The following is a 21,564-nucleotide window of genomic DNA, read 5'->3' on the forward strand; positions in this document are numbered from 1 at the left end:
TCGAATCGCTCGCATGCATCCACTCGCGGTTACGCTCGGGCCATGCCACCCTCCCCGAAATCCGCCCCCGCGAAAGGCGAGCAGGCCGTAGTGCCGCAAGGCAAGCAGGACCGGCTCGACGCACGCATGCTCGAAACCCTGGTCGGCTACAACGCGCGCCGAGCGTGGCTGATCGTCAGCGCCTTCTTTGCGGAGCGCATGGCGCCCTACGGGCTGAAGCAGATCGACTTTTCAGTGCTGTCGCTGCTGGCGCACAACCCGGGCGCCACGTCGCGACAGCTGTGCAACGCGCTGGACATCCTTCCGCCGAATCTCGTGAGCCTGGTGGCCACGCTGGACAGCCGGGGCCTGATCGAACGCCGCCCCCACCCGCATGACGGCCGCGCCGTCGGGCTGCATCTCACGGCGGCTGGCGAGGCGCTGGTCCGCGAGGCCGAGCAGACCGTGATCCAGCTCGAAGCCGACGCCAGCGCCAAGCTGACCGCGCGGGAACGCGAGACGCTGATCCGGCTGCTGCAGAAGATCTATTTCTAGCGTTTTGAAGGGGGCTCAGAGGCCCCGCTCGACCATATCGATCAATTGCTGGCCAAGGCTGTGGGCAGCCTCGGCCGGCATCTCGCGCAGCGGCCCGTCGATGATGAGCAGCGCCAGCCCGTGCACCGCGCTCCACGCGAGGTATTCGGCATTCGGGCGCCGCGCCGGGTCGAGCACGCCGGCATCCACCAGCCGGTCGATGGCCTTGCCCAGCAGCTGGAACGGGTCCAGTCCACCGGCGCCCGCCTTGCCCGGGCCGAGTTCGCCGCTGCCCTCATCGGAGATCACGAAGGCCGTGCGGAATAGACCCGGCTCGGCCTGCGCGAAGCGCAGATAGGCGGTGCCGACGGCGCGCACCTGCGCCCGTGCGAAGTCTGCCGGCGGCTGGTCGCAGGGCAGCACCGCCAGCTCCTTTTCCATCGCGGTCGCCGCCGCGGCGAGGGCCGCCTCGCGCACCGCGAGCAACAGCTCCTGCCGGCTGCCGAAGTGCCGGTACGCCGCATTGGGCACCACGCCCGCGCGCCGCGTGGCCTCGCGCAGCACCACCGCGTCGGGGCCGCCGTCGCGCGCCAGTTCAATGCCCGCGTCCAGCAGCGCCCGGCGCAGGTCGCCGTGGCGATAAGTGCTGCGGGCGGGCGGCAGGCTGTCGGGGACGTTGTTGAGCTTCATTGCAATTCCATGTGGACACTGTCCATTATCCCTGTTATTCTTTGTGGACGGTGTACACAAAGTAATCCGATTGTTTGCGGCCCATGACACCGGGGCCCCCGAGTCACCTCTCCAATCCAAAGGAATCGCCATGAAAGTCCAGTCTTACCTCTCGTTCGAAGGCCGCTGCGACGAAGCGCTCGGCTTCTACAAGAAGGCGCTCGGCGCCGAGGTCGTGCAGCTCATGCGCTACAGCGAAGCGCCTGCAGGAGCCCCTTCAGAGAACGCCGAAGCCGGTTGCGCCGGCGGCACACCCGATGCAAACAAGGTGATGCACGCGGTGTTCCGCATCGGCGACACCGAGTTGATGGCCTCCGATGGCCGCTGCTCGGGACAAGCGAAGTTCGAGGGCATCATGCTCGCGCTCACCGCCAACACCGACACCGAAGTCGTCAAGTGGTTCAACGCACTCGCCGAAGGCGGCCAGGTCATGCAGCCGCTGATCCCGACCTTCTTCACCTCGAACTTCGGCATGCTGACCGACCGCTTCGGCGTGGGCTGGCTGCTGGTCGTCGCGCACCCCACCTGATTCCCCGCACGCTCCAATCCATCTTCCGAAAAAGCTCCCGACATGCTCAAGAAAATCGCCCTCGTCATCGTGCTCGCGATCGCCGCACTGCTGATCTTCGCCGCCACCCGGCCCGACACCTTCCGCGTGGAACGCACTGCGCGCATCGACGCGCCGGCCGACAAGATCTTTCCGCTGATCGACGACTTCCACCGCTGGAGCGCATGGTCGCCCTACGAGAAGCTCGACCCCGCCATGAAGCGCACCTTCGGCGGCACGGCGAGCGGCAAGGGCGCAACCTACGCCTGGGAGGGCAACGACAAGGCGGGTGCCGGGAGCATGGAGATCGTTGAGTCGACGCCTTCGTCGAAGGTCGCGATCAAGCTCGACTTCATCAAGCCCTTCGAAGGCCACAACACGGCCGAATTCACACTGCAGCCCCAGGGCAATGCGACGCAGGTCACCTGGGCCATGCATGGCCCCAGCCCTTACGTTGCAAAGCTCATGGGCATCTTCTTCAACATGGACCAGATGATCGGCAAGGACTTCGAAGCAGGCCTTGCCAATCTCAAGACGGCCACCGAAAAGTAACCCCACAAGGAAACCTCATGTCCCCCATCCACGCTTACCTCACGTTCGACGGCAACGCAGCAGAGGCCATGCGCTTCTACGAGAAGACGCTCGGCGGCACCATGCAGATGATGATGACCATCGGCGAAGCACCCGACACCGAGCAGTTCCCGCCCGAGGCGAAGAAGCGCATCATGCATGCCTCCCTGGCCTACGGCGACGGCATGCTCATGGCCTCCGACTCCATGCCCGGCCAGCCGTACGAAGGCATGAAGGGCTTCGGCGTCGCGCTGACGCTCGATACCGTCGCCGAAGCGCGCCGCGTGTTCGACGCCTTTGCCGACGGCGGCAAGGTCTCCATGCCCTTTGAGAAGACCTTCTGGGTCGAAGGCTTCGGCATGGTGACCGACCGCTTCGGCACGCCGTGGCTGATCAACGGCGGGAAGCCGCTGGTCTGACCCTTCCTCCCATCGCTCTACAGGAATTGCACTTCCCATGACCAACCAACTCGACAGCCGAAAGCGCTGGCTCGCATTGATGGTGCTGTGCCTCGGCGTTCTGATGATCGTGCTCGACACCACCATCGTGAATGTGGCGCTGCCCTCGATCCGTACCGACCTGGGCTTCACCGAGACCTCGCTGGTCTGGGTGGTGAACGCCTACATGCTGACCTTCGGCGGTTTCCTGCTGCTGGGCGGCAGGCTCGGCGACCTGTACGGCCACCGCCGCGTGTTCCTCGCGGGCCTGGTGCTGTTCACGCTGGCATCGCTGGCCTGCGGGGTCTCGACCTCGCAGGGCCTGCTGGTGGCGGCGCGCGCGGTGCAGGGCCTGGGCGGCGCAGTGGTCTCTGCCGTGTCGCTCTCGCTCATCATGAATCTCTTCACCGAACCGGCCGACCGCGCAAAAGCCATGGGCGTGTACGGCTTCGTGTGCGCGGGCGGCGGCAGCATCGGTGTGCTGCTGGGTGGCCTGCTGACGAGCACGCTGAGCTGGCACTGGATCTTCCTGGTGAACCTGCCGATCGGCGTGGCCGTGTACGCGCTGTGCGTGGCGCTGCTGCCCAGCGCGCGCGGCCATGCGCATGGCGAGAAGCTCGACGTTGCGGGCGCCATCACCGTCACGCTGTCGCTGATGCTCGCGGTGTACGGCGTGGTCAACGGCAACGAGGCCGGCTGGGGCTCCACGCAAACGGTGAGCCTGCTCGGCGCGGCCGTGGTGCTGCTGGCCATCTTCATCGGCATCGAGTCGCGCGTGCAGCATCCGCTGATGCCGCTGGGCCTGTTCAAGCTGCGCAGCGTGTCGGTCTCCAACGTGGTCGGCGTGCTGTGGGCCGCGGCAATGTTCGCGTGGTTCTTCATCTCGGCGCTGTACATGCAGCTGGTGCTGAACTACACGCCCATGCAGATCGGGCTGGCCTTCCTGCCGGCCAACGTGATCATGGCGGTGTTCTCGCTCGGCCTGTCGGCCAAGATCGTGATGCGCTTCGGCATTCGCAAACCGCTGGCCGCCGGGCTCTGGCTCGCGGCCATCGGGCTGGCACTGTTCGCGCGCGCGCCGGTCAACGGCAGCTTCGTGACCGACGTGCTGCCCGGGATGATGCTGCTCGGCCTCGGCGCGGGCATGGCCTTCAATCCGGTGCTGCTGGCGGCCATGAGCGAGGTGAGCCCGTCCGATTCGGGCCTGGCCTCGGGCGTGGTCAACACCTCTTTCATGATGGGCGGCGCACTGGGCCTGGCCGTGCTGGCCAGCGCCGCGGCAGCGCGCAGCGCGTCGATGGAAGCGGCCGGCGCGCAGATGCCGCTGGCCCTCACCGGTGGCTACAACCTTGCGTTTCTCGTCGGTGCCGTGTTCGCGGCGGCGGCGGGTTTGATCGGGGCCTTGCTGCTTCGCACCGTCATGCCTGGGCAAATGGAGAACAACGAAAAGGCTGACGGAAAAGGAGCACCCCGGGAGACGGCGGCATCGTGAGCGGCAACACGCCATGCAACCGCCGGTTTTCTTTCTTCAACGGTTCCACTCTTTATTCAGGAGAACACCCATGGCTCGTTATGTAGACGGCTTCATCGTCGCCATTCCCACCGCCAACGTCGAGGCCTACCGCAAGCTGGCGCGCAAGGCCGGCAAGGTCTGGATGGAATACGGCGCGATCGAATATGTGGAGTGCATCGCCGACGACGTGAAGCCCGGCAAGCTGACCTCGTTTCCGCAGAGCGTGAAGCTGAAGACCGACGAGACCGTGGCCTTCTCGTGGATCGTCTACAAGTCGCGCAAGCACCGCGACACGGTGAACGCGAAGGTCATGGCCGACCCGCGCATCGCGGCAATGGACCCGAAGACCATGCCCTTCGATGCCAAGCGGATGATCTTCGGTGGCTTCAAGAGCATCGTCGAGCTCTGACCTCGCCCGACACGCTCAGGCCAGGAAGCCGTCATAGACGAGCTTCAGGCCCGTGAGCAACATGCCCAGGTACACGAAGCGATAGAACCAGGTCGCATCGATGCGCCGAGCGATGCGGATGCCGACCCACACGCCGAGGGGCGCGAGCGGCATCAGCACCAGCGACGTGGCCAGCGTGCGAAAGTCGAGCAGGCCGAGCCACGCGTAGGGAATCCACTTGCTGAGATTCACCACGAAGAAGAAGTAGGCCATCGTTGCGGTGAAGACCACCGGCGACAGCCGCAGCGGAATCACATAGGCATTGATGGGCGGCCCGCCCGCATGCGCGATGAAGCTTGTGAAGCCCGACACCGTGGTCAGCACCGCGCCCACGCCGCGCGAAGGCAGCGGGTCATTGGGCTTGGGTGGAAGCAGCAGGCGCTGCGCCAGAAACAGCAACGTGAACACACCGACGATGCCCGCCACCGTGTGCGCCGACAGCATGCGAAACAGCAGCGTGCCGATCACCGTGCCGAGCAGCCCGAACGGAATCAAAAACTTGAGCAGCGAACGGTCGAAGTCGCGCCGGAACGCCGCCAGGCCCAGCACATCCATCAGCAGCAACAGCGGCATCAGGATGGCGGCCGCCTGCGGCACCGTGACGGCCAGCGCCATCATCGGCACCGCGAGCGAACCGAAGCCCGCGCCGAACCCGCTCTTGCTGATGCCGAGCAGCAGCACGGCGGGAATGGCGACCGCATAGAAATGCGGGTCGGTGATGAGGGGAAAGGCCATGGGCAGAGGAAGCGCAGAAAAAAGCCCACCGGGGCGGCGGGCTTCGCGAGCGTAGCAGGACAGGGCGCGCCGTGCAGGCGCTCTGGCGCTACTCCGGCTGAATACCCAGCTCACGCACCGTGCGACTCCAACGCTCCACGTCCTTGCGCACCAGCGCGTGCGTGTCAGCCTGCGACAGCGCGAGCGGCTTGCCACCGGCCTTCACGAACGAATCCATCACCTCAGGCATTGCGATGACCTTTGCAAGCTCGGCACGCAGTCGCTCCAGCACCGCCGGCGGTGTCTTCGCCGGTGCGAAGAGGCCGAACCACGATTCAAGCTCCAGCTTCGCCACGCCAGTCTCGCCAATGGTGGGAACGTCAGGCTGCGTCGGCAGCCGCGATGCACCCGACACCGCAAGCGCCTTCGCGTTGCCAGCCACCACCTGCGGCCGCGCCGTCGGCGAAAGGTCGAAGAACAGATCGACCCGACCGCCAAGCAAGTCTTGGTAAGCCGCCTGCGCACCGCGGTACGGCACGTGCGTCAGCTCCACACCGGCCTGCTGCCACAGCGCCGCCGCAATCACATGCTGCCCTGAACCGTTGCCCGCCGATGCGTAGTTGAGCTTCTTCGGGTTGGCTTTGGCAAACGCCACCACGTCTTTCAGCGTGGCCTGCGGCAGGTCTTTCCGCGCCATCAGCGTGTAGCTGTAGGCCACGGCCAGCCCCAGCGGCTCGAAGTCGCGCAGCGAGTCGTAGGGCAGGTTCTTGTACAGCCCCATGTTGAGCGCGAGGTTCGACACCGAGCCGACCAGCAGCGTGTAGCCATCGGCCGGCGCCTTGGCGACGAAGTCGGTGCCGACCACCGTGCCGGAGCCCGAGCGGTTGTCGACGATCACGGGCTGGCCCAGTGCGCGCGACAGACGCTCGCCAAGCAGCCGGCCGACAAAGTCGAAGCCGCCGCCGGGCGGCTGCGGCACGACGAGCTTGAGCGGCTTCGCAGGCCAGTCTTGTGCAAGCACGAGTTTCGGCATGGCGAGCATCGCCAGCGCCGCAGCCATGACGCTGCGGCGGTCGAGTGTGGTGTCCATGGCCGTTCAGCGCTCGAGTGCGCCGCCAGCGAGCCAGCGCGCGCCGCGCTGGTACAGCGCCTCCACCGCCGGCCCCTTGAGCATCGGCATGTCCAGCTTCACCGTGTAGCCGATGCGCTGCTGGATGTACGCAAGGTGGCGATAACCTTCGGGCAGGTCGGCCAGCACGGCTGCATCGAGCTTCACCGTGGCCGCCGGGTCCACCGGGTCGATGCGGTCCTTCTCGTAGATCGGCTGGCGGTGCAGCAGCTTCCATTCGCCGCCATGCTTTTCCACGAAGTCGTAGAAGCGGCCGGTGCACACCACATCGCACAGCACGCCCTCGACCATGCCGCGCTGCGAGATGGTCATCTTGGTCTGCGCGATGGCGCGCTCGTCAGCCACCTCGACGGCCGAGCCGCCCAGAAAGTGCAGGATGCTCACGCCCTTGGCCCAGCCCTCCTGCGTGACGCGGATGAATTCGGCGTACGGGCCCTGGAACCACGTGGCCATCATCACGCCATCGGGGTGCCAAACGGTGGCGAAGCGCTCCCAGTCGCCAGCGTCGCGCCACACGGCCCAGCGCTCGATCATCCGGCGGATCAGCAGCTCCTGCTGCAGGGTGTCTGTCATTTGCGTTGTCTCCTTCATTGTTTTTTGTTTGGATCAGGCAGGCTGCTTCAACGGGTTGAGCACGAAGTCGAAGTCCAGCCGCCAGCGGCCGTTGTCCTGCTTCTTCCATGGCGCGACCAGCGACTGCCGCACCGCGAACACCGCGTCGGAGTCGAGCCACTGGTCGCCGTCGCGGAACACGTGGGTGATGAGCCGTTCGTAGCCCGGCGCCTCGATCTTGAAATGCAGATGCGCGGGCCGCCACGGGTGGCGTTTGGTCGCGCGCAGCAGGTCGCCCACGGGCCCATCGACCGGGATCGGATAGGCCTCGGCCAGCACGCTGCGGAAATGCAGCGAGCCATCGGCCGCAGTGCGCAGGCGGCCGCGGTTCTCTGCGTGGTCCAGCCCTTGGTGCTGCACGTCGTAGTGGCCGCCTTCGTCGGCCTGCCACACGTCGACCACCGCATTGGCCACCGGCTCGCCGTCGAGCCCGCGCACCGTGGCGAACACGTCGCAGGGCGCGCCTACAGCGCCGTTGGCCACGTCGTCGCCGTGCTCGTACTCGGGCGCGCCCTCGAAGTAGAAGGGTCCGAACACGGTGGCCTCGGTGCAGCCGGCAGGCTTGTCGTTGTTCATCGCGATGGTGAGCATCGACAGGCCCAGCACGTCGGACAGCAGGATGAACTCCTGCCGCTTGTCGTCGCACTTCTGGCCGGTGGCGGTGAGGTACTGGATGCCCTGGAACCACTCGTCCTCGGTGAGCTTCACCTCGCGGGCGAAGGCGTGCAGGTGCTGCACCAGGCTGGTCATGATCTCGTGCAGGCGCGGGCTGGGGGTATCGGCGAAGCGCGCGAGCACGGCCTGGGTGATGTTGTCCTGGTTGAGGTTGCGCATCGTGGCTGTCTCCATGTTGTCTCGGCGCACTGTAGGCCGCACGCCGTTCGCACGAAAGCACCAGGGCGCAAATGATTTTTCCGCCCAGCGGAACGGTCGAGCCTGCCCTGCGCCAAAATCGTCCGGCCCTGAAAAACAAGCCTGGAGACACCACCCCATGGACCGCTGGACCGAAATCGCCCTGCTCGTGCAGATCGCCGATGCCGGCAGCCTGAGCCGCGCGGCCGAGGCGCTGGGCCTCTCCAACGCCGCCGCGAGCCGCCACCTGAGTGCGCTCGAAGAAAGGCTGGGCGCGCGGCTGGTCGAGCGCAATACGCGCCGCCTGTACCTCACCGACACCGGCCGCGAGTTCTGCGGCCGCGCCCGCACCATCCTGGCCGACCTGGCGGACGCCGAATCGACGGTGAACGCCACCGCGCTCAACCCAACCGGCGTGCTGCGCGTGACGGCCTCGCTTTCTTTCTCGATCCATCACATCGCACCGCTGCTGCGCGAATACACGCAGCGCTACCCGGGCGTGACGGTGCACGTGGAGGCCGCAAACCGCTACTTCGACCTGATCGACAACAACATCGACGTGGCGATCCGCACGCGCGAGTACGAGCCCGATTCGAACGTCACGATCCGCCGGCTCGGCGAGACGCGGCGCATCCTGGCGGCCTCGCCGCGCTACTTTGCGCAGCACGGTTTTCCGAAGACGCTGGACGATCTGAAGCAGCACAAGCTGCTGATCTACACCTACGCCAACAACCCGAACGAGCTGCGCTTCAGCCGTGGCGGGGAGACGCACACGGTGTCGGTGACGGGTCTGCTCGAATCGAACGACGGCCAGGTGCTGCGCGCCGCCGCGCTCGACGGCATGGGCATCCTGGTGCAGCCGACCTACATCGTCTACGAAGACATCGTGGCCGGCCGGCTGGTGCCCACGCTGGACGACTGGGACCTGCCGCACCTGACGATCAACCTGGCGTACCCGAGCCGCAAGCACCTGTCGGCGAAGGTGCGCAGCTTCATCGACTTCATGGCGGCGCATTTCGCAAAAATGGACTACGAAAGAAAGTGGACAGGCCACTTCGGCAGCCACTGACCGGGCAAAACGGCCTTTCGCCAAAACATGTGCGTAAACGCACATCCCGCATTTCGGCGGCCTCGCAAACTAGAACCGCAACCGTCGCATTCCGCGGCGGACCACCGTTTTCCACCAAGCAAGGATCTGCCATGAACACCCAGGCCGCAGCCGCCAACACCCCGCGTGCGCCGATCGCATCGCCGCTTTCCGCCCTCTCCCCCGCCGCGCTGGACGATTCCGGCAAGCTGCTGATTCGCGTGACGATCGGCTTCCTGGTGCTGCTGCACGGCATCTTCAAGCTGTCGGCCGGCGTGGGCTTCATCGGCGGCATGCTGGCCAAGGCCGGGCTGCCGGGTGGGCTGGCCTACCTGGTGTACGTGGGCGAAATCGTCGCGCCGCTACTGATGATCGCGGGCGTCTTCACCCGCGCGGCCGCCGCCGTGGTGGTCATCAACATGCTGGTGGCCTTCGGCCTGGTGCACATGGCCGACCTGTTCTCTCTGACCAAGCAGGGCGGCTGGGCGCTGGAACTGCAGGGCCTGTACCTGTTCGGCGCGCTGACGGTGGTGCTGCTGGGTGCCGGCCGCTTCTCCATCGGTGGTGTCAAGGGTCGCTGGAACTGAGCGTCTTCCGGCTCAGCCGGCGTCGCCCCTGACCTGCGAAACCATCAATTCCAGGCGGGCGACGTCGGCCACCAGCAGGGCCTTGTCGTCCTTGCGCAGCACGCCGTTGCGCACCAGCACATTCAGCTCGCGGGTGACCTGCTCGCGGTTGGTGCTGATCTGGCTGGCCAGCGCCGCATGCTTGGGAGCCGGGTCCAGCCGGGCCTGGTTGCCGTCGATACCGGCGGTGCGGGCCAGGCGCAGCAGTTCGGCATGCAGCCGGTTCTGCACGCCGAGGGTGCTCAGGTCGATGACACGTTCCGACAACTGCCGCACCAGCGACACCAGCCGCAGCATCACGCGCTGGGCCACAAGCGGCTCATCGTGCAGCAGGGCCATGAAGGCGGCGCGGTCGAGGCTGGCGACCACGCTGGGTTCGAGCGTGACCACGTCGGCGGAGCGCGGGCCGCCGTCGATGGCGGCGATGTCGCCGAAGTGCTCGCCGGCTTCGGAATCGCGGAAAGTCACCTGCCGGCCGTTGGCCGAGTAGGTCGTCACCCGCACCCGGCCCGAGACCAGCAGGAACAGGTCGCCCTGCTGCTCGGCGCGCAGCAGCAGGGGCTTGCCGGCTTCCACGCTGTGCCACAGGCATTGCTGGGCCAGCAGGTCCAGGCGCTGGTCTGAAAGGCCTTCGAGCAGCGCGATCTGGCGCAGCGCGAGGCTGGAGCGGGGGGTGAGTTCAGGTTTGGCCATGCCAGGGCTAGGTAGGGGCGCGCGGATTATGCTCGGGTGCCGCTTCGAACCCGTTCATGGACAGACGTTCCCCTCACGCTCCCCCTTTTTCCCTGAGACCGCCGACACGGCGCAATCTCCGCTGGGCGAGCGGGCTGGTGCTGATGGCCTACATCACGGCGCATCTGCTGAACCATTCGCTGGGCATCTATTCCTTTGCCGCGGCCGAGACCGTGCTGCGCGGCGTGCAGAAGTTCTGGCACAGCCTGCCAGGCACCGTGCTGCTGTACGGCGCGGCCGCCACCCACCTGGCGCTGGCCGTGGTCGCCCTGTGGGAGCGCCGCACCCTGCGCATGCCGGCGCTCGAAGGCCTGCGCGTACTGCTGGGCTTTGCGCTGCCGCTGCTGCTGGCCACGCACCTCACTGCCATGCGCGGCGCCTACCTGGCCTATGGCATCGAGGGCTCGTATGTGCGCGTGGTCTGGGGGCTGTGGGACTGGCAGGGCGCGGCCGCACAGCTGCTGATGATGCTGGCGGCCTGGGTCCACGGCTGCCTGGGCCTGCATTTCGCACTGCGGGCGCAGCCGGCCTGGCGACGCTTTTCCTACCTGCTGCTGGCCATTGCGGTTGTGCTGCCGCTGACGGCGGCGATGGGCTTCGTCTCCATGGGGCGCGAGTTCCAGTGGAGCGGCGTGCCGCCCACCGTGCTTCCCACGCCCGAGCAAGGCAAGGCGCTGAATACGGCCGAAGGCAACATCAAGTGGTTCTACGGGCTGGCGCTGGTCGCGCTGCTGGGGGCGCGCTGGGGGCGCAACAGCTTTGCGCGCTGGTCGCGGCAGCCATCGGTCACGCTGCGCTACCCCGGCCGCACGGTGCAGGTGCCGCGCGGCTGGAGCGTGCTGGAAGCGAGCCGCTCGCACGGCATCGCTCATGTATCGATCTGCGGCGGACGGGCGCGCTGCTCGACCTGCCGCGTGCGCGTGGCCGGCCCGGTCGAACACATCGGCGAACCCGGCCGCGACGAGCAGCGCACGCTCGAACGCGTGCGCGCGCCGGCCGACGTGCGCCTGGCCTGCCAGCTGCGCCCGCGCGGCGACGTCGAGGTCACGCCGCTGTTCGCGCCGCTGCCCAATGAAGGCCGGCCCGCGCCGGTCGGCAGCTTCGGGCGCGAGCGCGACGTGGCGATCCTGTTCGTCGACCTTCGGCGCTGGTCGGGCCTGTCGGAGCGGCAGTGGCCCTTCGACCTGGCCTATGTGCTCGACCGCTACTTCGCCACCGTCGGTGCGGCCGTGCGCGAAAGCGGCGGCGTGCCGAACCAGTTCATCGGCGACAGCGTGATGGCGATCTTCGGGCTCGAATGCGACCTGCCCACCGCCTGCAGGCAGGCACTGCACGCGACCGAGCTGATCGGCCAGCGCATGGATGCATGGAGCGAAGGCTTCGAGGCGCAGTTCGGCCAGCGGCTGGAGTTCGGCATGGGCCTGCATGCGGGCCGTGCGGCGGTGGGTGAAGTGGGCTATCTGGAAACCACGACCTTCACGGCCATCGGTGAAGTGGTCAACACCGCGAGCCGGCTGCAGGACCACTCGAAGACGGCCGCATCGCGCCTCGTCGTCTCGCTGTTCGCGGCCGAGCAGGCCGGTGTTGCGGAGGCCATGGGCGCGATCGAAACGCTCACCGTGCGGGGACGCTCCGAACCTCTTGCGGTGCTCTACGCGCCGCACGCCGTCGCCTCGCTGTAATTGCCGAAAGCGGTGCGCAAACGCACAGCGCAAACCACGATGCGATTTCACACTGCATCCCGTGGCAACGACGAATGTCCGCCGCCCACACTGACAGTCAAAGGGACTCGCATCATGAACACCAAGCAACTCATCGCCATCTCCGCCGCCGCATTCGCCATGCTCGGCGCAGCAGGCGCGCACGCTGAAACCTACGAAGGCGTGCACGCCATCACCTCGTCCGCCAGCCGCATGGACGTGCAGGCCGAAGCCGTGGCTGCCACGCGCGCCGGCAACTCCTACTCCGACAGCGCCGCTGAAGGCACTTTGGCCGTCAACTCCACGCTCGACCGCAATGCGGTGCGCGACCAGGCCGTGGCCACCGCTCACGACCCGCTGCAAAGCCTGGACCGCCGCGCGTTCTACCGCGACCAGGTGCCCTCGGCTTACAGCAAGCCGACGGTGTCGTTCACGCGCCAGGCCGGCCTGTAAGCGGCGACGCGGCCCTGCCGCAAATCAGGGCCGCACACCTTCCCACGCGTTCTGCAACAAGGCACGAATCGCATCGCGCTCCAGAGGGCGCGGATTGGGGTACTGGTTTTTCAGCGCATGCTCGCAGGCCAGGTCGAGATCGGATTCCTTCATGCCGATGTCGCGCAGCGCAACCGGCGCGCCGTTGTCGCGCGCAAGGTCGTACACGGCTTGCGCGGCAGTGCTTCCCCCAAGCGCCTGCGCGATACGCGCCATGGCCTGCGGCGCCGCTTCGGCGTTGTAGGCCAGCGCATGCGGCAGCACGATGGTGTGGGTCTCGGCATGCGGCAGGTTGAAGCTGCCGCCCAGCGTGTGGCACAGCTTGTGGTGCAGCGCCATGCCGACATTGCCGAGCACCGTGCCGCAGAGCCAGGCGCCATAGAGCGCGTCGCTGCGGGCACTCGCATCCTTGGGCGTGGCACGGATCGCCGGCAACGCGCGGCCCAGTGCTGCAATGCCTTCCTGCGCCATCAGGTCCATGATCGGATTCGAATCGACCGCGTAGAGCCCTTCGGCCGCATGCGCGATGGCGTTGATGCCGCTGGTCACGCTCATGCCCACGGGCAAGCCCAGCGAGAGCTCGGGGTCGTAGATGACGGTGCGCGGCAGCACCTTGAAATCCTTGCCCGTCTTCTTCATGCCGGCTTCGGTGATGCCGTAGATCGGCGTCATCTCGGAGCCCGCGTAGGTTGTAGGGATGGCGAGGATCGGCAGGCCCGAATCGAGCGCGATGGCCTTGCCCAGCCCGGTGGTGGAACCGCCACCGATGGCCACGGCACAATCCGCGCCCAGCCGGGCGGCCACTTCCCGCGCCTCACGCGCCGTTTCGATCGGCACATGCATCACGGCACGGTCGAACACACCGGCCGCGTGTGCGCCCAGCATGTCGGCCACGCGCTCGGCCTGCGGGCGCTGCTCGGGCGTGGACAGCACCAGGGCCCGGCGCGCACCTAGTAGGTCGATCTCGCGCGCCAGGTGCTGCAGCGAGCCCGCGCCGAACACCACCCGCTGGGGCACGCTGGTGTAGACGAACGATGGTGTGGTCATGGCTTTTCCTGTTTGTCTCTCGAATGTTCATGAACGGCCGATGCCGGGCATCACGATACGCCGGCGGCCCGCCGGGCGAGTGTCCCGCCGGGCCGCCTACTCATTCAACGACAGGAACGGAAAGGAGTTTTCCGCTCAGCTTCGATAGCCGGCCGTCCTCTCGCCAGCGCCCGACTGAACGATGAGCAGCAGGAAACCGCCGGCCATGGCCACGTTCTTCAGGAAATTGTTGAGCTGCGCATTGAACTGCGCCGCGTCGGCGGCCCAGAACGCATGCGCTGCGAAGGCCGTGGCCAGCGTGAACAAGGCCAGCGCGCCGGCAACCCATTGCACGCGCCAGCCGGCGATCAGCAGCAGCCCGCCGCCGATCTCGAGCGCGATGGTCAACGGCAGCACCACGTCGGCCAGCGGGATGCCGAGCTTGGCGAAGTAGCCGAGCGTTGCGCCATAGGCCATGAGCTTGCGCACACCCGCGACCAGGAAGATCACTGCCATCAGCACGCGGGCGGCCACGGTCCAGCCGCGAAAGGGTTCGTTTGTCGTCATGTCGTTTCCTTGAATTTCACGCGGCCTTCTCGTCGCCCAGGCAGTTGGCGGCCGTCCAGCCGTAGAGCCATTCGAGCGCGTCGTAGAAGCGCTCCTGCGGCCTGCCCGTCCACATGCTGTTGCGCACCAGCCGCTCGACGCCCTTGGCGTGGTAGATGCGGCCCATCTCGCGGGCCGAGAGCACGACACGCGCGGTGCGGGCAACGCGGGAGCGTTCGTATAAAGCCAGCGCGCGCGGCCAGTCGCCCTCTTCGCGGCGCAGCGCGAGGCCCAGCGTCACGGCGTCCTCGCAGGCCATGCACGCGCCCTGCGCCAGGTACTGCACCATCGGGTGCGCCGCATCGCCCAGCAGCGTGGCGCGGCCGAATGTCCATTGCTCGATGGGGTTGCGGTCGGCTGTGGAATAGCGCTTCCACGCTTTCGGAATGCGCAGCAGCTGCTGCACCTGCTCGCAGGTCGGGCGGAAGTAGCGCTGCACCTCGGCTGGGTCACCGTCCATCGAACCCCATTCCTCAGGCTGGTCGCTATGGAAGGTGACCGCCATGTTGAACTTGTCGCCGCCCTTCAACGGGTAGTGCACCAGGTGGCAGTTGGGCCCGACCCAGATGCATGGCGCGGTGAAGCGCAGCGCCTCGGGGAAGTCGGCCGTGTCGATCACGGCACGAAACACCACATGGCCCGATACGCGGATGCTGTCGCCCACGTACTGTTGGCGCACCGCCGAGCGCACGCCGTCGCAGCCGATCACGGCCTGGCCCTCGTGACGGCCGCCCTGTGCATCGATCAGCGTCACGCCTGCATCGTCCTGCTCGATGTGCACGACCTTGGTCGAGGTGAGGAACTCGATGCCTTCTGTCGTGGCCTTCACGCCTTCGAGCAACGCACCATGGATGTCGGCGCGGTGGATCACCGCATAGGGGTTGCCGAAGCGCTCGCGAAAGCGATCGGACAACGAGATGCTCGCCACGCGCTTCGCGTCGATGGCATCGAACATCACCATCTCTTCGGTGTAGACCGCCTTGGCGCGCAGATGCTCGCCCACGCCCAACGCGTCGCAAGCCGCGAAGGCGTTGGGGCTGAGCTGGATGCCGGCACCGATCTCGCCGATCTGGCCCGCCTGCTCGATCACCTTCACGCGATAGCCCTCGCGCACCAATGCCAGCGCAGCGGCGAGCCCGCCGATGCCGCCGCCGGCCACGAGCACGGGGCGGGTGTCTTTCACGGTGCGCATGTCACTTCAATCCGAACAGCTTGCGCGCGTTGTCGCGGCCGATCTTCTGGCGGTCGTTCTCGCTGATCTCGCACTTGTCGAACCAGCGGGCCGCGTCTTCATGCTTCTCGAACGGGTAGTCGACCGAATACATGATGCGGTCCGCCCCCACTTCGAGCATGGTCGACAGCAGCGTGGGCGTGCGGAAGTTGCCGCTGGTCGTGATGTGCACGTTGCTGCGCAGGTAGTCGCCGATTTCCTTGTCGCAGGGCATGCCGCGCCGGCCCTTTCGCAGGATGTGGTCGACGCGCCAGATGTTGAAGGGAATGCCCTCGCCGAAGTGGCCGAGGATCATCTGCAGGTCGGGGTGCCGGTCGAACAGGCCGCTCGACATGATGCGCAGCGCATGCAGGCCGGTCTCCACCGCGAAGGCCCAGGTTGGGCCGGTGAGCCAGTGCGCTCCTTCGTAGATGGGCTCGCGGCTCAGCAACGGGTCGCGCGGGTGCATGTAGAAGGGTTTCTTCAATGCAGCGGCGACGGCCCAGAAGTCGGCGAAGCGCGGGTCGTCGTAGTAGACGACGGTGTTCTCGTCGCCCACCTGCGAGAAGCCGTTGACCAGGAAGCCGTGGAAGCCCAGCTGCGTCACGCAACGCTCCAGCTCGCGCGCGGCCGCCTCGGGGTCTTGCATGGGCAACGCCGCGAACCCACCAAAGCGCGTGGGATGGCGCTTCGTCTGCTCGGCCAGCACGTCGTTGGCGCGCTGCGCGACTTCGACGGCGCGCTTCGCATCGGGAATGGCCTGCACCGCCGGCGAGTTGAGCGAGAGGATCGACAGCTCGGTGCCCCACTCGTCCATTTGCTCGATGCGCTGCTGCTCGAAGTCGAGCAGGTTGTTCTTCAGGCCCTGCCATACCTCGGGGCGGGCGTATACCTGCGAGTCGGCGATCGTCAGGTCGATCGCGAAATGCTCTTCGAGCGCTATCTTGTTCTTCATCGATGAATCACTCCGGTTTGATGTTGAGCTTGTCCAGCACGTCCTGCCAGGTCTTGCGGTCGTCGGCGATGTAGCGCGCCAGCTGTTCGGGAGTGCCCGGGCGCGGGTAAGTGCCCAGCTCGCGCGACTTGGCCACCACGTCGGGCAGCAGCAGCGCCTCGTTCATGTCCTTGTTGAGCTTCGCGAGCACCTGCGGGTCGACGCCCTTCTTCGCGATGACGGCAAACCAGCCGTGCGCCACCGCACCGGGCACTGTCTTGCTCGCAAGCGGGAACTGCTCCAGCCCGGCCTCGACGCGGTCGCCCATGCTGGCCAGCACGCGCATGCGCCCGCCCTGCACGTTGCCGGCGACCACGTTGTAGGTCTCGACCATCATCTGGGTCTGCCCGCCCAGCGTGGCCTGCATGGCCTGTGCACCGCCCGGGTAGTGCACTTCGAGAAACTGCGCGCCCGACTGCAGCCCAAGCAATGCCGAAGCCAGGTGCGGCGCGGTGCCGCGGCCGTTGTCTGCCACCTCGATGCCCTGCGGTTTGGCGCGTGCGGCGGCGATGAAGTCGGCCAGCGTCTTGTAGGGTGAATTGGCTGGTACCGCGAGCATGAAAGGCGCGACGGCCGCGAGCGTGACCGGCACGAAGTCGCGGTTGAAGTCGTAGGTCACGCCCTTGATGGTGCTCGGCGCCACCGAGATGGCCGAGCCCTGCACGAAGCCGAAGGTGTAGCCATCGGCAGGCGCAGCCAGGATCGCGTTCATGCCGATCACGCCGCTGCCGCCGGGCTTGTTGTCGACGATCACGCCTTGTCCCCACTTCTCGCCGAGCTTGGCGCCCACATGGCGGATCAGCACGTCAGGCGCCGACCCTGCGGGGAACGGCACCACGAAACGCACCGCCTGCTGGGGCCACTTGGTAGCCGTTCCCTGAGCGTTTGCCAGCGGCATCGTTCCCAGGAAAGACAGTGCAACGGCACATGCGACGGCAGCTCGGCGTAAAGGCTTCAGGCTCATGATCGTCTCCATATTTGCTTGATTATTCAAGTAATTGCGGCGGACTATATACTTGATTGTTCAAGCATGTCTAGATGAAAACCCTGCCCCAAGATCACGACCTCGAGAAGGCGATTCCCTTCCTGCTGGCACGCGCCGGCGCGCGCATGGGCAATGCCTTTGCGAAGGCATTGAAGCCCTACGGACTCAGCCTCAGCGAATGGCGCGTGTGTGCGTCGCTGCAGCACACGCCGCGGCAGACACTGTCTGAACTGGCCACGCACGCGTCGACCGATCTGTCGGCGCTGTCGCGCATCGTCGACCGGCTGGCGGCGAATGAACTGGTGGCGCGCGAGAAGTGCGACACCGACAAGCGCGCGGTGCGCATCGCGCTCACCGAGCGCGGCCTCGCGCTGACCTGCGAGCTGATTCCGCTCGCGCAGCACTACGAGGCGGTGGCCACCTCGGACTTCAGCGCGGCGGAAGTGAAGACGCTGCGCGCGATGCTGCTGCGCCTGTACGCCAACGCAACGCCGCTGGCCTGAGCTAGGCCGGCGAGACCTGCACAGTCGAAGCCTGACGGCTCTCGGTGATCGCGAATCGCACCGGCAGGAAGCGCTCGATCACCGCGCAGTTGGTGCGCGTGTGCTCCGTCACCTCGCTGCAGGTAAAGGCGCAGGCCTTCTTGCTCTGCCACGCCGCGAGCGCCAGCAGCAACGCCAGCTGATCCGCAAGGTGCGGGCCGACCGCGGCCTCGCTCTTCTGGAACGCGCGCAGCTCCTTCACCAGACAGTGCGCCACCTGCTCGGCGCTCAGCGACTTCTCGCCGAAGGCCGTGAAGACCTCGGTGACGTGCTCGTACGCCAGCGTGGCCATCAGCGCATTGCCGGGGCCTTCGTTCTGGCGCACCGTGCCGAAGCGCAGCTGCTCGCCAGACCAACCCATCGCGCCGCCCAGCGTGTCGAGCTCACGCGTCGGCACATGGCGCGGCAGGCCGGGCGCCAGGCATTCGGCGTAGTTCGACTGGTGCGCGCCGCGCGCCATCAGATCGAATGGCTGCAGCGCGCCGGCCGCCGGCACGATGGTCGCTTCGACCTCGCCGCCACCAGCCGGATAGAAGCCGCAGCGGCGCAGCGTCAGTTGCAGGTCCGCGCCCAGGCGGCGCACCAGCGCTGCAAAGGCGCGCTCCAGGAAGTGGAACGGCGGCGCCATCGGGTTGTGCGTACCGCCGCTCAGATGCACACGGCTCGTCGCGCCAGCAAGCAGCAGCGGTGGCAGCACCGTCTGCAGCACCAGCATGCAGCTGCCCGCGCTGGCAATCGCGAAGCGGTACTCGCCCGCGCGCACCGGGCCGGGCTGGAAGCGCAGCGACTGCGAACCCAGCTCCGCGCCTTCAACCTGCGCGCCACTGATTTCGGCAACCGCGTTCACGCACGCAAGGTGCTGGCGCATCAGCCCCGGCTTGGCGCGGCCCGCGCGGATCTTCTCGATAGTCAGCGGCTGGCCCGTGACCACCGACAGCGCGAGGCTGGTGCGCAGGATCTGGCCGCCGCCCTCGCCTTGCGAACCGTCGAGTTCAATCATGCGCGGCCTCCGTCTTTGCCTTCTCGAAGCGCAGCACCGTCTCGTACAGGAATGCATCGAGACCTGCCTCTTCGGCCTGCGGCAGCGGCGTCACCGGCTCCGCCGCATTGGCTGCCAGCTCGGATTCGATGAACGCATGGATGCCGGGCCAGCGCGGGCTGGTCGCGGCTTCGCCCGCGCGCATCTTCACTTCGAGCAGCGCGTTGATCTCGTCGATCAGTGCGGCGTCGCGCACTGGGTCGAGCGTGCGCTGCGCCAGATCGGCGAAGCGCATCGGCGGCACGCCGGGTTGCGAGCGGATCCAGCGCGCGGCCAGCAGCGGGCGCAGCACGTAGAGGTATTTCTTGTAGCGCACCTCGTCGGCCTGCAGGTGCTCGCGGAAATTCTTCTTCGCCATCGAGCTGTAGTGATGCCAGCCGCGCGCGTTGGAAAACACCGCCTCCGACAGCGCGCGGAAACGCGGCATCGCCACCGCGTCGTCGCGGTACACGATGGGCGAGCGCAGCCATTCGAGCAGCGTCGGGTTCGACTCGCGCATCAGGCCTAGTGCCTTGCGCAGGTCCCAGCCGTTGATGTCGATGTCGCCGCTGATCGGCACCTCGATCACGTCGCGGCGCGGCGTCACCGTGAGGTACCACGGCAGGCGGTTGACGTAGATGAAGCGCACGTCGTAGTCGCTGTCGGGCGAGGCAAAGCCCCAGCCGCGACTGCCGGATTCGCAGGCGAAGAGCACGGTCACGTCGTGCTTCGCTTCGATGTCGCGCAGGGCCTCCATGATCTGCGCGCGCATGGCGGGCTCGATCGGGTGGGCGGAGCGCAGGAATTCTTCTTCGGTGCTCATCTTCGATTCTTCTTTCTTCTTTTCTCTCGTCAGGCCCGCGTGACTGTCACCTTGCCGGCACTGTCGAGCTCGTACACGTCCAGGTCATTGGCCAGGAACGCATTGCCGCTGTAGTGCGCCTGCGTCTCGGCCATCAGCGCCGTCATACCCTCTTCGTTCTGGTGGCGCGCGCTGAAATGCGTGAGGATCAGGTTCGGCACTTCGACGGTTTGCGCAAACTCGGCCAATAGGCGCGCGGAACTGTGCATCGGCCCGGGGCCGACCTTGTCGAGCGCGTCCTGCGTGAAGGTGGCTTCGTGCACCAGCAGTTGCGCGCCCTTGCAGGCATCGCGCAGCAGCGCGGGCTCGGCGTTGTCGCCGCCCAGCACCGCGATTGCCGTGTCCACCTGCGTGTCCGCGTAGTCGGCACTGCGAAGTACCTCGCCGTTGAAGGGCACGTCTTCGCCGGTCTGCAGCGCGCGCCATGCAGGGCCCGGCGGCAGGCCGATGGCACGCAGCGCATCGGCCTTTAGCCGCGAGCGGCGAGTCTCGACCTGCACGCGGTAGGCGTGGCTGGGCACCCGGTGCCGCAGCACATGGCGGTCGATGCGCACGCCGGGCGCCTCGTATACCAGCGGCTGGTCTTCGAGATCCACGTGCTCGACCTCGTAGGGCAGATGCAGGTCGGTCAGTGCGCGCGTGGCTTCGAACCACTCCCACACCGGCAGCGGTGCGATCAGCTTCAGCGGCTTCGTGCGCTTGCCCATGCCCGCGCTCGCGAGCAGGCCCGGCAGGCCGTAGCAATGGTCGCCGTGCACATGCGTGATGCAGACGGCGACCAGGTCGTTCAGAGACAGCGGCGTTTGCAGCACGCGATGCTGCGTGCCCTCGCCGCAGTCGATCAGGAACCAGTCGGCGTTGAGCACCGTCTGCACGGCGAGTCCGGAGACGTTGCGGTGGCGCGTGGGGGTGCCTGAAGAGGTCCCCAGGAAAGTCAGTTTCATCATCACGTCGATCACTCCCTGTACATCAGTGCGCTTCTCGCGGCGTCTGCAGCGACCCGCTCCCAACCAAAGTATCGGCGTCCGCCTTCCGGACGGGCCGCCATGAACGCATGGAGCCTTGCGAGATTCTCCGCGCCTCCCCAACGACCGAGCGTCTGAATCGCTACGACACGCAGGCTCCACCACTTGCTTTGCAGTGCGGCTTCGATTTCGGCTTCGGCTTGCGCATTCGGCTTCGTTGCGCCCAACGCACGCAGGCGATCCGTCTGCTCGCGCAGAAGGTTCGCGCCCGGCCCGGTGTTCCGCAAGCACTGGCGACGCGCGCGGCGGCATGCAAGGCAACGCACCGCCCGGCTATCGATGGCGCCGTGCACTACCTCGTACCACCACTTCTGTTGCTTGGCGGTCCACACCTCTTCGGCACCGCAATCGCGGCAGGTGAAAGGGCGCGCTACGTAGAAGGCAGGCAGCATTCCATACGTGTTGTTATGCAGCTGCAAAACGAGCCGATCCGCCAGCTCTCGTCCAGGCGAGTATTCGTCGTCGGGCCGCAGCGGTCGGACATCCTGCGCGCGCAGGCGTGCAGCCTGTGCGACAGCGCGATTGAGGCGATGCGCCTTGATCTCGGCGCGGCGTTGTTTGTTGCTCTTCATTTTTCTTCGAACCTTCGTAATGC

Annotated in this window: 26 protein-coding genes; 11 read left to right on the plus strand and 15 right to left on the minus strand. The window is 66.8% G+C overall.

Annotated features, from left to right (window positions below):
• The first annotated feature begins 42 nt into the window (after window positions 1-42).
• Window positions 43-534: a MarR family winged helix-turn-helix transcriptional regulator gene (locus tag ACZYSP_RS17880; protein ID WP_093079558.1), complete on the plus strand. Its 492-nt coding sequence runs from the start codon at window positions 43-45 to the stop codon at window positions 532-534.
• Window positions 535-549: 15 nt separating this feature from the next.
• Here ACZYSP_RS17880 and ACZYSP_RS17885 read toward each other — a convergent pair whose 3' ends face one another.
• A complete protein-coding gene (locus tag ACZYSP_RS17885) occupies window positions 550-1,203 on the minus strand; it encodes a TetR/AcrR family transcriptional regulator (RefSeq protein ID WP_489015641.1) in 654 nt (217 codons plus the stop codon).
• A 130-nt stretch (window positions 1,204-1,333) separates the two neighbouring features.
• On the opposite strand from ACZYSP_RS17885, the gene ACZYSP_RS17890 reads away from it, so the two are divergent.
• The 5 genes from ACZYSP_RS17890 (at window position 1,334) to ACZYSP_RS17910 (ending at window position 4,718) form a co-directional block, all read left to right on the plus strand.
• A complete protein-coding gene (locus ACZYSP_RS17890) occupies window positions 1,334-1,771 on the plus strand; it encodes a VOC family protein (protein WP_093079560.1) in 438 nt (145 codons plus the stop codon).
• Window positions 1,772-1,813: 42 nt separating this feature from the next.
• The gene (locus ACZYSP_RS17895; RefSeq protein ID WP_093177530.1) at window positions 1,814-2,341 is read left to right on the plus strand and encodes an SRPBCC family protein; all 528 of its coding nucleotides are present in this window, start codon (window positions 1,814-1,816) and stop codon (window positions 2,339-2,341) included.
• Window positions 2,342-2,358: 17 nt separating this feature from the next.
• A complete protein-coding gene (locus ACZYSP_RS17900) occupies window positions 2,359-2,778 on the plus strand; it encodes a VOC family protein (RefSeq protein WP_093057604.1) in 420 nt (139 codons plus the stop codon).
• 37 nt (window positions 2,779-2,815) lie between these two features.
• Entirely contained in the window at window positions 2,816-4,288 is a 1,473-nt protein-coding gene (locus ACZYSP_RS17905) for a DHA2 family efflux MFS transporter permease subunit (protein WP_093079568.1), read from the plus strand.
• Window positions 4,289-4,358: 70 nt separating this feature from the next.
• Window positions 4,359-4,718 carry a DUF1428 domain-containing protein gene (locus tag ACZYSP_RS17910; RefSeq protein ID WP_093057602.1) on the plus strand — a complete coding sequence of 120 codons (360 nt, stop codon included), beginning with the start codon at window positions 4,359-4,361 and terminating at the stop codon, window positions 4,716-4,718.
• A 15-nt stretch (window positions 4,719-4,733) separates the two neighbouring features.
• Here ACZYSP_RS17910 and ACZYSP_RS17915 read toward each other — a convergent pair whose 3' ends face one another.
• The 4 genes from ACZYSP_RS17915 to ACZYSP_RS17930 form a co-directional block, all read right to left on the minus strand.
• Window positions 4,734-5,492 carry a sulfite exporter TauE/SafE family protein gene (locus ACZYSP_RS17915; RefSeq protein WP_093079571.1) on the minus strand — a complete coding sequence of 253 codons (759 nt, stop codon included), beginning with the start codon at window positions 5,490-5,492 and terminating at the stop codon, window positions 4,734-4,736.
• Between the two features lie 88 nt (window positions 5,493-5,580).
• The gene (locus tag ACZYSP_RS17920; RefSeq protein ID WP_489015646.1) at window positions 5,581-6,561 is read right to left on the minus strand and encodes a Bug family tripartite tricarboxylate transporter substrate binding protein; all 981 of its coding nucleotides are present in this window, start codon (window positions 6,559-6,561) and stop codon (window positions 5,581-5,583) included.
• Window positions 6,562-6,567: 6 nt separating this feature from the next.
• Window positions 6,568-7,173 (minus strand): nuclear transport factor 2 family protein, encoded by a 606-nt coding sequence (locus tag ACZYSP_RS17925; RefSeq protein WP_489015648.1) that lies wholly within the window; start codon window positions 7,171-7,173, stop codon window positions 6,568-6,570.
• A 33-nt stretch (window positions 7,174-7,206) separates the two neighbouring features.
• A complete protein-coding gene (locus tag ACZYSP_RS17930) occupies window positions 7,207-8,046 on the minus strand; it encodes an intradiol ring-cleavage dioxygenase (RefSeq protein WP_489015650.1) in 840 nt (279 codons plus the stop codon).
• Window positions 8,047-8,203: 157 nt separating this feature from the next.
• Between ACZYSP_RS17930 and ACZYSP_RS17935 the strand changes: the two genes are divergently transcribed.
• Both ACZYSP_RS17935 and ACZYSP_RS17940 read left to right on the plus strand, forming a co-directional pair.
• Entirely contained in the window at window positions 8,204-9,133 is a 930-nt protein-coding gene (locus tag ACZYSP_RS17935) for a LysR family transcriptional regulator (RefSeq protein WP_307617052.1), read from the plus strand.
• A gap of 131 nt (window positions 9,134-9,264) precedes the next feature.
• Window positions 9,265-9,738: a DoxX family protein gene (locus ACZYSP_RS17940; RefSeq protein WP_093057597.1), complete on the plus strand. Its 474-nt coding sequence runs from the start codon at window positions 9,265-9,267 to the stop codon at window positions 9,736-9,738.
• A gap of 12 nt (window positions 9,739-9,750) precedes the next feature.
• On the opposite strand, the gene ACZYSP_RS17945 is transcribed toward ACZYSP_RS17940, so the two are convergent.
• Entirely contained in the window at window positions 9,751-10,470 is a 720-nt protein-coding gene (locus tag ACZYSP_RS17945; RefSeq protein WP_489015653.1) for a Crp/Fnr family transcriptional regulator, read from the minus strand.
• 56 nt (window positions 10,471-10,526) lie between these two features.
• On the opposite strand from ACZYSP_RS17945, the gene ACZYSP_RS17950 reads away from it, so the two are divergent.
• Complete coding sequence (locus tag ACZYSP_RS17950) at window positions 10,527-12,191, plus strand: adenylate/guanylate cyclase domain-containing protein (protein ID WP_489015655.1); 1,665 nt, start codon at window positions 10,527-10,529, stop codon at window positions 12,189-12,191.
• A 114-nt stretch (window positions 12,192-12,305) separates the two neighbouring features.
• On the plus strand, window positions 12,306-12,662 hold the full coding sequence (locus ACZYSP_RS17955) for an alpha/beta hydrolase (RefSeq protein ID WP_489015657.1): 357 nt from the start codon (window positions 12,306-12,308) through the stop codon (window positions 12,660-12,662).
• A 24-nt stretch (window positions 12,663-12,686) separates the two neighbouring features.
• Here ACZYSP_RS17955 and ACZYSP_RS17960 read toward each other — a convergent pair whose 3' ends face one another.
• From ACZYSP_RS17960 to ACZYSP_RS17980, 5 genes are all read right to left on the minus strand, one after another.
• Window positions 12,687-13,748, minus strand: coding sequence for a maleylacetate reductase (locus ACZYSP_RS17960; RefSeq protein ID WP_093057593.1), 1,062 nt, complete (start codon window positions 13,746-13,748; stop codon window positions 12,687-12,689).
• A 135-nt stretch (window positions 13,749-13,883) separates the two neighbouring features.
• On the minus strand, window positions 13,884-14,294 hold the full coding sequence (locus ACZYSP_RS17965) for a DoxX family protein (RefSeq protein ID WP_489015659.1): 411 nt from the start codon (window positions 14,292-14,294) through the stop codon (window positions 13,884-13,886).
• Between the two features lie 16 nt (window positions 14,295-14,310).
• Window positions 14,311-15,525, minus strand: a complete 1,215-nt coding sequence (locus ACZYSP_RS17970) for a 3-hydroxybenzoate 6-monooxygenase (RefSeq protein ID WP_093057591.1) — start codon at window positions 15,523-15,525, stop codon at window positions 14,311-14,313.
• 1 nt (window position 15,526) lies between these two features.
• Window positions 15,527-16,498: an amidohydrolase family protein gene (locus tag ACZYSP_RS17975; RefSeq protein ID WP_489015662.1), complete on the minus strand. Its 972-nt coding sequence runs from the start codon at window positions 16,496-16,498 to the stop codon at window positions 15,527-15,529.
• A 7-nt stretch (window positions 16,499-16,505) separates the two neighbouring features.
• Window positions 16,506-17,501, minus strand: coding sequence for a Bug family tripartite tricarboxylate transporter substrate binding protein (locus ACZYSP_RS17980; protein WP_489015664.1), 996 nt, complete (start codon window positions 17,499-17,501; stop codon window positions 16,506-16,508).
• A 74-nt stretch (window positions 17,502-17,575) separates the two neighbouring features.
• Between ACZYSP_RS17980 and ACZYSP_RS17985 the strand changes: the two genes are divergently transcribed.
• Window positions 17,576-18,025: a MarR family winged helix-turn-helix transcriptional regulator gene (locus ACZYSP_RS17985; RefSeq protein ID WP_093057588.1), complete on the plus strand. Its 450-nt coding sequence runs from the start codon at window positions 17,576-17,578 to the stop codon at window positions 18,023-18,025.
• A 1-nt stretch (window position 18,026) separates the two neighbouring features.
• Here ACZYSP_RS17985 and rtcA read toward each other — a convergent pair whose 3' ends face one another.
• Genes rtcA through ACZYSP_RS18005 form a run of 4 tightly spaced genes read right to left on the minus strand, consistent with a single transcriptional unit; the run spans window position 18,027 to window position 21,541 of the window.
• The gene (gene rtcA, locus ACZYSP_RS17990; protein WP_489015666.1) at window positions 18,027-19,064 is read right to left on the minus strand and encodes an RNA 3'-terminal phosphate cyclase; all 1,038 of its coding nucleotides are present in this window, start codon (window positions 19,062-19,064) and stop codon (window positions 18,027-18,029) included.
• On the minus strand, window positions 19,057-19,905 hold the full coding sequence (locus tag ACZYSP_RS17995; protein WP_489015668.1) for a nucleotidyltransferase domain-containing protein: 849 nt from the start codon (window positions 19,903-19,905) through the stop codon (window positions 19,057-19,059). The genes rtcA and ACZYSP_RS17995 overlap by 8 nt, the downstream gene beginning before the upstream one ends.
• Before the next feature lie 29 nt (window positions 19,906-19,934).
• A complete protein-coding gene (locus ACZYSP_RS18000) occupies window positions 19,935-20,888 on the minus strand; it encodes a ribonuclease Z (protein ID WP_489015670.1) in 954 nt (317 codons plus the stop codon).
• An 11-nt stretch (window positions 20,889-20,899) separates the two neighbouring features.
• Window positions 20,900-21,541, minus strand: a complete 642-nt coding sequence (locus tag ACZYSP_RS18005; protein ID WP_489015672.1) for a zinc-ribbon domain containing protein — start codon at window positions 21,539-21,541, stop codon at window positions 20,900-20,902.
• Between the last annotated feature and the right edge of the window lie 23 nt (window positions 21,542-21,564).

The organism is Variovorax sp. F042 (genome assembly GCF_057814215.1).